The organism is Pseudomonas paraversuta (assembly GCF_904063065.1).
Classification (GTDB): domain Bacteria; phylum Pseudomonadota; class Gammaproteobacteria; order Pseudomonadales; family Pseudomonadaceae; genus Aquipseudomonas; species Aquipseudomonas paraversuta.
Genome location: NZ_CAJFCL010000006.1, coordinates 241,360 through 253,870, shown reverse-complemented (window position 1 = coordinate 253,870; position 12,511 = coordinate 241,360). Strand labels below are relative to the sequence as shown.

The following is a 12,511-nucleotide window of genomic DNA, read 5'->3' as shown; positions in this document are numbered from 1 at the left end:
GCCGGTTTAGCGCTTGAATAGCGTGTATCCGAGGGAAAAAGCAGGAAATGTCGCTTAAACGAAAGAAAGAGACAGAATGGCGGCGGAATATGCTGATGTTTTTTATCTGAATGTTGCCAGATCAGCCTTGCCGTCCTTAGCCCTTACTCTTTCTTGGCGTCTCTACCTTTATTCGGGTTTTTCTACCCGGTGAGCGGCGCTATCATTACGCCGATTTTTTACCAGGTGAAACCCATGAACCAAGAACCTAGCACCCTCTATGCCAAGCTGCTTGGCGAGACCTCAACTATTGAATGGGATGCCTTGCAGCCGTTCTTCGCCAAAGGCGATCTGTTGTGGGTTGATCCTGCACTGGACCTGATCGAAGCGGCGCAGGCCGTGACTCAGGATGATGCAGAGAAAGTGGCCGCCTGGATGGCGTCCGGAGTGCTTGGAAAGATGTCCGAAGCGCAGGCGCTAGACGTTCTTGAGCGTAACCCGCAGTTATGGGCAGTGGTGGTTTCCCCCTGGGTTATGGTCCAGGAAAGGGCAGAGAAATAATATAAAGCACCAAGTTAGAGCGTTTTTTGCCGTAGGCATTTCAGGTCGTGAGTGTGTAGGGCAGTAACTGGTTTCGCCGTAGTGGCCAGTTGCCGTAGAGAAACGCCACAGTCCCGACTGTGGCGTTTTTTTGTGCCTGCCAGATGGCTCGGGCTTACTGGCTCGAGAGTTGAAAGGCTGTGTGCCCGGACTCGGGCAGGGAGCGTTTATTCAGTTCATCGAGCAACTCATGCAGAGCCTCAAAAGGTACCGGGCGGCTTAGCAGAAAGCCCTGGACATAGTCGCAGCCGTATTGCCTGAGGAACTCGAATTGCTGATTGGTTTCAACGCCTTCGGTGACCACCTGCAAGTGCAGGGTGTGGGCCATGACGATAATGGCCTGGACGATTTCCATGTCCTGGCTGGAGGCCGGGATTTCCTGAATGAATGAACGGTCAATTTTTAACGTGTTCAGAGGCAGGCGCTTTAAATAGGCGAGGGAGGAATACCCGGTGCCGAAGTCATCAATCGACAGTGACACGCCGAGGGCGCGAATCTGCCGAAGTAGTTGCGAGGTGCTGTTGATATTTCCCATCAAGGCGTTTTCTGTGACTTCCAGCTCCAGTCGATGGGGGGCGATGCCGGATGTTCGCAGGGCATTTTCAATCTCGTCGGCCAGCTCTACCCGCACCAGATTCAGTGCCGAGCAATTAACCGCGACCCCCAGTTGCTGCCAGCCCATGCGTGACAGGGCAGCCAGGTCCTGACAGGCCTTGCGCAACACCCAGTGGTCCAGTTCGGCGATCAGACCGTTGGCTTCGGCAATGCTGATGAAACGGTCCGGGGCGAGCAAGCCATGCTCAGGGTGCTGCCAGCGCACCAGGGCCTCGAGTTTGGCGACACGGCCTGTCTTAAGGTCAAAGATGGGTTGGTAATGCACCAGTAATCCGCTGCCATCGATCAGTGCATTGCGCAGTTCTTCTTCTATCTGCAGTTCCAGCGACGCGCGGGCTTTCAGGTTCGAGCTGAAGAAGGTCAGGCTATTGCGACCATTGCCTTTGGACTGGTAGAGCGCCAGATCTGCGTGTTTGAGCAACTCGGTACTGGTGGTGCCGTCGTCCGGAAACACACTGATGCCGATGCTGGTGGTCATCACCATGCGTCTGCCGGCCAACTCGATGGGCTCTTTGAGTTTAAGCATGATGCGCTGGGCCATGCTTTGAGCTTCATCGCGGTGGTTGAGGCTGACTAAAATGCAGAATTCATCGCCGCCAAAACGCGCGACCACATCATCATGGCTGCGGGTGGCACTTTTGATTTGGGTGGCGATGGTCTTGAGCAACTGGTCCCCGGCATCATGGCCCAGGCTGTCGTTGATGCGCTTGAAGTGATCAATGTCGAGAAACATCACCGCCAGCTTGCCGTTGTGTGCCGTGCGCTCGATCAGCTTTTCGGCAAAAATCTGGTTGAACCCGCGCCGGTTGATCAGATTGGTCAGCGGGTCGTAAAGCGCCACCTGCTGCAAGGACACGCGGGCCAGGTCAAGTTGGCTGAGCAGGGCGTTGACCCGTTTCAGGTCATGCTCTTTGTGCTGCAGTTTCTTGTCGACCAAGGCTGCGCTGATGCTGCAGCCAATCAGCAACAAGCTGATCAGGGCCACCATCAAGGCCAGTTGCCAGTGGTTGTTTTCAATGAATGCCTGACCGGTGTCGCCAGAAGGCGAGTAGGTGTGCATCGCCCACATGCCGATGAAGTGCACGCTGAGCAGGGCTGCTCCGGCAGCGAGGCTGATGGCGTATTTGAAAAGCTGATGGGGCAAACCGCTGGTTGAGAGCAGGCAAGAGGTCATCAGCAGCGCGCCATAGCTTGCAGCGACGGCCGTGAACAAGGAGAGAGCGATCAGCTGCGGTTGATAATGGCTCAGGTTGTTGGAGTGCATGGCTGACATGCCGACATAGTGCATGCAGCAAACAGCCACCCCAAAAACCAGCGCCGCCAGCTGTAGCCGGGCACGACTGGGGGCAGGGCTATTGAGGATTTGCATGGCGATGAGGGTGCCAATCCATGCAATGAATAGCGAGACGCTGGTGATGCCAAGGTCGTAGTGGGTTTCGGACCGGGATTCAAATGCCAGCATGCTGATGAAATGCATGGCCCAAATACCGCCTGCCAGGCAGCTGGCGCCAAGCCATCGCCACACGGTTTTTGCCATGGTTTTTTCGCTATTGGCAGTACGTTCCACCATGTGCAGCACGGCTAAAGCAGCCGCACAGGCCACCAGATAGGCGAGAAATACCAGATAAGGGTTATGGCTGCTGTAAAGCAGTTGTCGCCCGTTATCCATGTGCGGACCAAAAAACTGCAAGTCCAGCCATTCCATAGCGCGCCTCGGCACTGATTGCAGATTTGCTAGTCGTCAGGCGCTAGCTCGGTCTCAAGTATAGAGGCTGGAATTTTGGCTGTAGCAATGATGGCAAGATGATGTCTATCATTTTGTTATGAGGATTAGGATCGCTATTCCTCTTAGCGCTAAGGCGGCAAGGGACAAGCCTCGCGCTGTTGATCACGAGGCTTGAAACCTGCTGCGTGAGCAGGTTGGGCTCCTGCTCAGGGGGAATCAATAAACCCGCTTGCCTTGCGCAAGCGGGTTTTCAATCAGCCTGCGACCAATACGCGAATGGCTTCAAGGCGCAGGGCGGCTTTCTCAAGCATGGCCAGGCTTTGTTCCCGTTGCTTGCGCAAGGCAACCAGTTCGCTGTCACGCACGCTCGGGTTAACCGCTTGCAATGCTGTCAGGCGTGCCAACTCTTCTTCAGTATCGGCGGCCAGGCGACGCTGTGCCTCGGCAACACGTTCTGCGTGGCGTGGCGCGATCTTGGCTTCACCGGCGTTGATCTTCGGCGTGAGGTTGTCACGCTGGGCCTGAATGAACTTGTTGGCGCTGGCACGGGGCACGCTTTCCAGTTGTTCGTTCAAGGTTTCGAAGGCCACGCGTGATGACAGGTCATTGCCGTTGGCGTCCAGCAGGCAGCGCAGAGCGGCAGGTGGCAGGTAACGGCCCAGCTGCAGCGAGCGCGGGGCAACCACTTCGCTGACGTAAATCAGTTCAAGCAGTACGGTTCCGGGCTTGAGTGCCTTGTTTTTGATCAGTGCGACAGCGGTGTTGCCCATCGAACCGGACAATACGAGGTCCATGCCCCCCTGCACCATCGGGTGTTCCCAGGTGATGAACTGCATGTCTTCGCGCGACAGGGCCTGGTTGCGGTCGTAGGTGATGGTCACGCCTTCGTCGTCGCCAAGGGGGAAGCTGGCGTCGAGCATTTTTTCGCTTGGCTTGAGGATCAGGGCGTTTTCCGAGTGGTCTTCACTGTCGATGCCAAAGGCGTTGAACAGGGTTTCCATGTAGATCGGCAGGGTGAATTGATCGTCTTGTTCAAGGATCGCTTCAACCAGCGCTTCGCCTTCGCCCGAGCCGCCGGAGTTCAACTCCAGCAGGCGATCGCGACCGGTGTGCAGTTCTTGCTCCAGACGCTCGCGTTCGGCGCGGGCTTCGTCGATCAATGCCTGCCACTCTTCATCGTCAGCAGCTTCAAGCAACGGCAGCAGGCGCGGGCCAAACGTGTGTTGCAGTGCGTTGCCGGTAGGGCAGGTATTGAGGAAGGCGTTCAGCGCTTCGTGGTACCACTGGAACAGGCGCTGTTGCGGGCTGGTCTCAAGGTACGGCACGTGGACTTCGATAATGTGTTTCTGGCCGATCCGGTCCAGACGACCAATTCGTTGTTCCAGCAGGTCCGGGTGGGACGGCAGATCGAACAGCACCAAATGATGAGCAAACTGGAAGTTACGACCTTCACTGCCGATTTCCGAGCAGATCAGTACCTGGGCGCCGAACTCCTCGTCTGCGAAGTAGGCCGCTGCGCGGTCGCGCTCAAGAATGTTCATGCCTTCGTGGAAGACCGTTGCAGGGATGCCGGAGCGCACGCGCAGGGCGTCTTCCAGGTCCATTGCGGTCTCGGCGTGGGCACAGATCACCAGCACTTTTGTGCGTTTGAGCATCTTCAGCGTGTCGGTGAGCCACTCGACCCGAGGGTCAAAGCGCCACCAGCGTTCTTCTTCACTGGCGTCCGGCTGGGACTGGAAGCTGACTTCGGGGTAGAGCTCGGCATGTTCGCCCAGCGGCAGTTCCAGGTATTCGTCCGGGCATGGCAGCGGATAAGCATGCAGCTTGCGCTCCGGGAAGCCCTGAATGGCTGCGCGGGTGTTACGGAACAGGACGCGGCCGGTGCCGTGACGGTCGAGCAGTTCGCGTACCAGACGTGCGCTGGCTTCGGCATCGCCATCGTTAACGGCGGCCAGCAAGGTATCACCCTCGGCGCCGAGGAAGCCGTGAATGGTTTTGTGGGCCTCAGGTGACAGGCGGCCTTTGTCCAGCAGCTCCTGCACGGCCTGGGCGACCGGGCGATAGTTCTCGCTCTCGGCACGGAAGGCGGCCAGATCGTGGAAGCGGTTGGGGTCGAGCAGGCGCAAACGGGCGAAGTGGCTGTCCTGGCCCAGTTGTTCCGGGGTAGCGGTCAGCAGCAATACGCCCGGGATCACTTCTGCCAGTTGTTCAATCAAGGCGTATTCCGGGCTGACCTGGTCTTCGTGCCACACCAGGTGATGGGCCTCGTCGACCACCAGCAAATCCCAGTCCGCTGCAAACAAAGCGTCTTGAGCCTTGGGGTCGTCGACCAGCCATTCCAGTGCAACCAGCGCCAGCTGGGTATCTTCAAACGGGTTGCTGGCATCGCTTTCGATGAAGCGCTCTTCGTCAAACAGCGCGACTTCAAGGTTGAAGCGCCGGCGCATCTCCACCAGCCATTGGTGCTGCAGGTTTTCCGGCACCACGATCAGCACGCGGCTGGCGCGGCCACTGAGCAGCTGGCGGTGGATGACCAGACCGGCTTCGATGGTTTTACCCAGGCCTACTTCGTCAGCCAGCAGGACCCTTGGTGCTATCCGGTCGGCAACTTCGCGGGCGATGTGCAACTGGTGGGCAATAGGTTGTGCACGCACACCGCCCAGGCCCCACAGTGGCGACTGCAACTGGCGGCTGGTGTGTTCAAGGGTGTGATAACGCAGGGAGAACCAGGACAGCGGATCGATCTGGCCGGCGAACAAGCGGTCGCTGGCCAGACGGAACTGGATGAAGTTCGACAGTTGGGTTTCTGGCAGGGTAACAGGCTCGTTTTGCTCGTTGAGCCCGTGATAGACCATCAGCCCGCCGACATCGTCGACTTCGCGCACGGTCATCTTCCAGCCTTCGAAGTGGATGATGGTGTCACCCGGCGAGAACCGTACGCGCGTGAGCGGTGCGTTGCGCAGCGAATATTGGCGGGTTTCGCCAGTGGCCGGATAGAGCACGGTCAACAAGCGACCGTCCTGTGCCAGAACGGTGCCTAAACCTAGCTCTGCTTCGCTGTCACTAATCCAGCGTTGCCCCGGTTGATACTGCTGCGCCATGCTGCCTGACTCCCGCTTCGAAAAAGCCGAGTATATTAACGGATCAGGGGCCTCAGTCCAAAGGACTCTCATAAAAAGCTGTTCGGCTTTACTTGGGCCGGTAGCGGTTTTCGATGAGTGGCTCACGTTGATCGAGCATCAGGAATAGGAGAACAATCGCCATGTTGCCGCCCATCCTGCCTCTGAGTGTAGTCCCCGTGACGTCTCAACAAGATCCGGTGCGCCCACGGCCGGACATTCCACCGGTGGTGCCCGCCCAGGCAGCTGCGGGTGAAAGCGCGATCAACCTGAGCGATCATGACAGCGAGCAGGCCACGCTGTTGCTGCGCGAGGAGCAGCAGCGTCAACAGCAAAAGCGTCGCAGTGAAGCAGAGGAACAGGAGGCTCAAAGCCCCCCTGATGCTGAAGATGCAGGGCCGCAATTGCCAGCGGTCGATGGCACACAGCGTCTGGGTTTGTGGGTTGATATAAAGGTCTGAGGCGATTTTTTCTGGTCAGGGGGGGCGTGGCGTCGCATTATTGGCCCATTGCCTGAGACCTTTGCGGTCTGCGGTGCACCGACTCAAACACTGACAGTGACCTGATTGCGCTATGAGCCAAGACAACAAGCTGGTCGACCTGGGTGCCGAACGCGCCAAACGGGTGCACGACCTTAAAGAAAAGAAGCTGAATGAAGTACGGCAAGCCTTCGAGCAAGCAATGCCGTTGGCAAAACCCGCAAAAAAGCCGAAGAAAAAACCTAAAAAGCGCTGAACAGCGGCGTTTTAGATGATCTGTGTCAAATATCCCGTCCAAGTCCCTGTCGCCGTGGATCACTATTGATCCTGGTCAAGTTCTGCGCCTGCGCGTCTGGTTAATCTAGCTGCAACACACAACAGACCCGCAGGAGGCCGTCATGTTTCTCGATAATGTGGTTATCGCTGGAGTATTTACCGTCGGCCTCATGGTCTTGTTTTTCGCGGGACTGGGCATTTTTATCTGGAAAGACTCCCGCAAGCGCAAATAGCGCAGGTCTTTTCGGGGTATGAGCACGCAAGGCATTTTGGGCGACTTCGGTCGCCTATTTTTTTGCGTGGGTTTTTTGCCCGTACCCCAGGCATAAAAAAAGGTACGACCCGTGAGGGGCGTACCTTTTTTTGTTCGACGCTAAATCAGGCGAGCATTTTCGATGCCAGCCAGAACAGCCCCGCAGACAGTGCGATGGTGGCCGGTAAGGTCAGCACCCACGCCATCAGAATGGTTTTGATCGTACTGCTTTGCAGGCCGCTCTTGTTGGCGACCATGGTGCCGGCAACACCCGACGACAGGATGTGTGTCGTCGATACCGGCAGGGCGAAGACATTGGCCAGGCCAATGGCAAAGGCCGTGGTGATCTGGGCCGCCATGCCTTGTGCATAGGTCATGCCTTGCTTGCCGATCTTCTCGCCGATGGTTTTCACCACGCGCTTCCAGCCAACCATGGTGCCCAGCCCGAGAGCCAGAGCAACTGCCAGAATCACCCAGAATGGCGCGTATTCAGTGGTGGCGGTCAGATCTTTGCGCAGTTTTTCGAGGTCCGCTTTTTCACGGGCTTCAAGTGCTGGCAACTTGCTGACTTTCTTCGCGGTGTCGTCCAGGCAAAGCAGGTAGCGACGGATCTCGATACGCTTTTCAGACGGGAGCGAGTGGTAGTCTGCTACGCCTTTAAGCGAGCTCAGTAGCGCGGCGATGGTCGGCTCGGTTTGCTGCGGGTTGCAGCTGAACTGATCCGGCAAGTCGTCTTTTACGCTTTTGCCCAGTGCCAGGAACTCGCTCAGGGAGGCGTTGTTACGCTGATAGAACTGGCTCAGGTGCAGGGTTGCATCGCGAGTCCGCTCGATCTGATAGGTGGTGCTGTTGAGGTCCAGAACGAACGCACTTGGCACGATGCCGATCAGAACCAGCATGATCAGGCCGATGCCTTTCTGGCCATCGTTGGAGCCGTGAACGAAACTCACCGCCATGGCCGAGATCACCAGAACCAGACGGTTCCAGAACGGCGGATGCTTTTTGTCGTCCAGTTTGCGGCGTTGCTCCGGGGTCTTGTGCATCTTGGAGTTAGGACGCCACCACTTGAGACCAACCAGCAACAGTCCCGCAATCACGAATCCGGCCATTGGCGAGAACACCAGCGAGGCGCCAATGTCGATGGCCTTCTGCCAGTTAACACCTTCACTCACCGGAATTCCGTTGATCAGGGCATTGGCCAGGCCGACACCGAGGATAGAGCCGATCAGGGTGTGTGAACTCGACGCGGGAATCCCGAAATACCAGGTTCCCAGGTTCCAGGTGATGGCAGCGGCAAGCAGCGAGAACACCATGGCCAGGCCATGTCCGGTGTTTACATTGACCAGGAGCTCTACCGGAAGCAGGTGGACGATGGCATATGCCACACCGACCCCGCCCAGCAGAACGCCGAGAAAATTGAACACACCGGAAAAGAACACCGCCAGATGAGGCGGCATGGCTTTGGTGTAGATGACTGTTGCTACCGCATTCGCGGTGTCATGAAAGCCGTTTATGAACTCAAATGCGAGAACAAAGGCTAGGGCGAAGAAGAGGCTGATAAGAACCCAGGCGTCCAATCCGCTTAATAGATCGATCATGAAGGTTTTCTGACACGGTCATAAAGGGGTGCGGATTATGCCAGAAAACCCCGCTAATCGATGCACTAGCTGTCCGTTGGTAACATCTATAAATGAAAAAACCAGTGAGGGCTATTCCCGGCAGAGAACCTGAACTCCTCTCCAAGCCGCTGATATCAATGGCTGTACGCGTTCTTGCGGGGCTGATACCTGCCCTTGTGAAGGCTACGACTGAAGGATGAAATTTCTTCAATCCGGCCCGTGAGAAGGGGTAGTTTCAGCCTCGGCGTCACAAACCACTGCAATGCGCGCGCGAATGGCCAGTCGTCAGGGACCTCCAGCCGCGCTCAATAGCTGCATTCAGGCCAAAGGTTCAGGGTTCCTCTGGCTTGAGCTCTTGTTCAATTTTTTGAATTTCCTGGGAGAATGCCTGATCCAGCAGGCTGGCCCGTTTGCGCCAGGGTTTGCGCTCCGGTTCTGGCTGGGCAGCGTAGATAGTCACTTCGCCACCGTAAACATCCTTGTAACGTGCTCCTGACGCTCAAGTTCTGCGCGCAGTTCGTCTTTCGTCACAGTATTACCTAATTGAGTTGAGATTAAATCCGGTGAACCATCGTGTACGAGAGGGCGTTCGATTTAACGTGTGTGCTCGCCTTGTGCACGGCCTGTAAGCAATGACAAGGTTAAACAAGCCGTTCTTTGTACGCCGCATGTCATCAACTAAAAATGCAGATCGCCACGGTAAGTGTTCACCCTCGAGGGGGACAACATGCAGTGCACTTGAATGTTAAGCCGCGGGGCTTGTTGAATTCACTCGGCGACTTGGATCCAATAACTGAGGGTGCTTGATTCTGTGCACTCACTTACTTAGGAAGCATGCTGGCCCAAGTAATGTTGCTACTATCGCCCAATAACTTCGGGCGCGTCAACTTTCGGGTGATCGGCGAGTCACGGCACTAAAAGCTTAACTAGATATGATACGAACCTTATCTATTAGTTGAGGGGGCGGGGAGTTGGCTGCACAAGTTTCAAGTCGGCGCCCGGGTTTAATCTGTGCGCTTTATACAGACGGCTTCTATCTGTGTCGGGCGCTTGACACATGAAATGTGAAAGGGCTGGTTTTTTAATAAAGACCGCAGGCGTTGATTAAGTGCGCTGATTGAAGATCATCGATCGGCATGTAAATGATCCCTCCATTACCCGCGCGGGCAATGGCAGGGCAATGCCGAGTCGATTGCGATTATCGCCCGACAGTTCGATAATCGCCCTCTGTTGTGTGGGTCAAACGCGTTCTGCGGGTTGGACAGGTGGTTAATAACAATAAATTCAAGCAGGGGGATTGAAGATGAATGATGTATTGCGCAATGCCGCTACCTGTATCGCGCCTCCGATTGTGGCGTCGCCCGCCAAGCGCATCCAGGCGTTCACCGGCGATCCCGATTTTATGGCGTCATTGGCCCGGGGGCTGGCGGTGGTGCAGGCCTTTCAGGAGCGCAAGCGCCATCTGACCATTGCCCAGATCAGCCATCGCACCGAGATTCCACGGGCCGCAGTGCGCCGCTGCCTGTACACCCTGATCAAGCTCGGTTATGCCACTACTGATGGCCGTACTTATTCGTTACTGCCCAAAGTACTGACTCTCGGTCATGCCTACCTGTCATCGACACCTTTGGCGGTGTCGGCCCAGCCGTATCTGGACCGCATGAGCGAGCAGCTGCATGAGGCCTGCAACATGGCGACCCTCGAGGGTGACGACATTCTGTACATTGCCCGTTCGGCTACCACTCAGCGCCTGATTTCGGTAGATCTTTCCGTGGGCGGGCGGTTGCCGGCGTATTGCACCTCCATGGGCCGCATCCTCCTGGCGGCACTGGATGATGTGACATTGCACGAGTACCTGGCCCATGCTGAGTTTCAGGCCAAGACCAGCCGTACTCTGCATACGCCCGAAGCGTTGCTTGAGTGTTTGCAGCAGGTGCGGGAACAAGGCTGGTGTGTGGTTGATCAAGAACTGGAGCAGGGCCTGCGTTCCATTGCAGTTCCGGTATATGACGCTTCCGGGCAAGTGCTCGCAGCCTTGAACGTCAGTACCCATGCCGCAAGAGTGAGCCGTACCGAACTGGAGCAGCGCTTTCTGCCGATCATGCTGAGCTCCAGTCGCGACCTGAGTGCCCAGCTGTTCAGCTGAGGTGGGCGCACTAAGCGTTCGATAAACGCACAGTTAAGCGTTTATCGAATTGCATGCCGGCGGCGGGCTGATTATTGTCCGGGAGCGCCCTGGAATGCAGTCTGCCCAAGCATTCAACCAGGATTCGCCCACTATAATAAAGAAGAGGCCGAACGCCATGAACACCCCCCACTTCCTGATCTGGAAGCAGTCTTCGACGGTCCTCCCAAGACCCGTTTGACATCCTCTTTTAGGTTTCTTGTGTGAGCAGCCGCTCCTTGGCAGGCTTTCGTTCACCTGCGTTTTCCCGGAATAAAAATAATGAATTCGTCTCAGTCTGCAGCAGGAAACTGCCTTGATGTGCAGTCCTTTATCAATACTCAGCCGCTCTCGCGTTACCAGTGGCGAGTAGTCATTCTGTGTTTTCTGATTGTCTTTCTGGATGGTCTGGACACCGCAGCCATGGGCTTCATCGCTCCGGCCCTGTCGCAGGACTGGGGGATAGACCGCGCCAGCCTTGGCCCGGTCATGAGCGCGGCGCTGATAGGCATGGTATTCGGAGCCTTGGGGTCGGGGCCGCTGGCTGACCGTTTCGGGCGAAAAGTGGTGCTGGTGGGGGCCGTGCTGGTGTTTGGCGGGTTTAGCCTGGCCTCGGCCTACAGCACTAATGTCGATCAACTCCTGGTCTTGCGCTTTTTAACCGGCCTGGGCCTTGGCGCCGGGATGCCGAACGCCACCACCTTGCTGTCTGAGTACACACCGGAGCGCCACAAGTCGCTGTTGGTGACCAGCATGTTCTGCGGTTTCAATCTGGGCATGGCAGGCGGAGGTTTCATCTCGGCCAAATTGATCCCGATGTACGGCTGGCACAGCCTGTTGCTGATCGGCGGGATCTTGCCGTTGCTGCTGACATTGGTTCTGGTGGTGTGGCTGCCGGAATCTGCGCGTTTTCTGGTGGTACGCAATCGAAGTATTGAGCTGATTCGTAAAACCCTGGCACCCATTGCTCCGGCCATTGTTGCCGGCGCCAACCGCTTCAGCGTGCCCGAGCAGCAGACCGTCAAGGCGCGCAATGTATTTGCCGTGATCTTCTCCGGGACCTATAGCGCCGGCACCTTGTTGCTGTGGCTCACCTACTTCATGGGGCTGGTGATTGTGTATCTGCTCACCAGCTGGCTTCCGACCCTGATGCGTGACAGCGGGGCCAGCATGGAGCAGGCCGCGTTTATTGGTGCGCTTTTCCAGTTCGGCGGAGTCTTGAGTGCCGTGGGTGTGGGATGGGCGATGGATCGATTCAATCCGCACAAGGTAATAGGTGTGTTCTACCTGCTGGCTGGTGTGTTTGCCTACGCAGTAGGGCAGAGCCTGGGCAATATCACGATCCTGGCCACTCTGGTTCTGGTGGCCGGTATGTGTGTAAACGGCGCGCAATCTGCGATGCCATCCCTGGCGGCGCGTTTTTACCCGACCCAAGGGCGGGCCACGGGCGTTTCGTGGATGCTCGGGATTGGTCGCTTCGGCGCCATTCTGGGGGCCTGGATGGGCGCAACCCTGCTGGGCTTGGGCTGGAACTTCGAGCAAGTGCTGACGGCGCTGGTGATTCCGGCAGCTCTGGCGACCACCGCGGTACTGATCAAAGGCATGGTCAGTCACGCCGATGCAACCTGATTGCGGGTTGATTAGTCAGCAAGCTAACTATGTGTTCGATTAGCGCACACAT

General features: G+C 56.9%; 9 protein-coding genes and 1 pseudogene. 6 read left to right on the top strand and 4 right to left on the bottom strand.

All coding sequences use genetic code 11. From position 1 onward, the window contains the following. Positions 1–234 precede the first annotated feature (234 nt). The gene (locus tag JQ845_RS14440; protein WP_203009171.1) at positions 235–540 is read left to right on the top strand and encodes a DUF2288 domain-containing protein; all 306 of its coding nucleotides are present in this window, start codon (positions 235–237) and stop codon (positions 538–540) included. 154 nt (positions 541–694) lie between these two features. Here JQ845_RS14440 and JQ845_RS14435 read toward each other — a convergent pair whose 3' ends face one another. Together JQ845_RS14435 and rapA are read right to left on the bottom strand one after the other, a co-directional pair. Continuing rightward, positions 695–2,899, bottom strand: a complete 2,205-nt coding sequence (locus JQ845_RS14435; protein ID WP_203009170.1) for a putative bifunctional diguanylate cyclase/phosphodiesterase — start codon at positions 2,897–2,899, stop codon at positions 695–697. A 275-nt stretch (positions 2,900–3,174) separates the two neighbouring features. Beyond that, entirely contained in the window at positions 3,175–6,021 is a 2,847-nt protein-coding gene (rapA, locus tag JQ845_RS14430; protein WP_202210324.1) for an RNA polymerase-associated protein RapA, read from the bottom strand. A gap of 161 nt (positions 6,022–6,182) precedes the next feature. Here rapA and JQ845_RS14425 point away from each other — a divergent pair, with 161 nt between their 5' ends. The 3 genes from JQ845_RS14425 (at position 6,183) to ccoM (ending at position 7,027) form a co-directional block, all read left to right on the top strand. After that, positions 6,183–6,500: an aspartate-semialdehyde dehydrogenase gene (locus tag JQ845_RS14425; RefSeq protein ID WP_160626868.1), complete on the top strand. Its 318-nt coding sequence runs from the start codon at positions 6,183–6,185 to the stop codon at positions 6,498–6,500. Between the two features lie 112 nt (positions 6,501–6,612). Further along, on the top strand, positions 6,613–6,774 hold the full coding sequence (locus tag JQ845_RS14420) for a hypothetical protein (protein WP_003443098.1): 162 nt from the start codon (positions 6,613–6,615) through the stop codon (positions 6,772–6,774). A gap of 142 nt (positions 6,775–6,916) precedes the next feature. Next, a complete protein-coding gene (gene ccoM / locus JQ845_RS23205; RefSeq protein WP_003443097.1) occupies positions 6,917–7,027 on the top strand; it encodes a cytochrome c oxidase subunit CcoM in 111 nt (36 codons plus the stop codon). 145 nt (positions 7,028–7,172) lie between these two features. Here ccoM and JQ845_RS14415 read toward each other — a convergent pair whose 3' ends face one another. Together JQ845_RS14415 and JQ845_RS14410 are read right to left on the bottom strand one after the other, a co-directional pair. Beyond that, on the bottom strand, positions 7,173–8,645 hold the full coding sequence (locus JQ845_RS14415) for an inorganic phosphate transporter (RefSeq protein WP_003443096.1): 1,473 nt from the start codon (positions 8,643–8,645) through the stop codon (positions 7,173–7,175). Positions 8,646–8,997: 352 nt separating this feature from the next. Then, positions 8,998–9,197 (bottom strand): annotated as a pseudogene (locus tag JQ845_RS14410) (hypothetical protein). A gap of 772 nt (positions 9,198–9,969) precedes the next feature. On the opposite strand from JQ845_RS14410, the gene pcaR reads away from it, so the two are divergent. After that, complete coding sequence (gene pcaR, locus JQ845_RS14405; protein WP_003443092.1) at positions 9,970–10,812, top strand: pca regulon transcriptional regulator PcaR; 843 nt, start codon at positions 9,970–9,972, stop codon at positions 10,810–10,812. A 300-nt stretch (positions 10,813–11,112) separates the two neighbouring features. Next, positions 11,113–12,459, top strand: a complete 1,347-nt coding sequence (locus JQ845_RS14400; RefSeq protein WP_203009169.1) for a 4-hydroxybenzoate transporter PcaK — start codon at positions 11,113–11,115, stop codon at positions 12,457–12,459. Positions 12,460–12,511 lie beyond the last annotated feature (52 nt).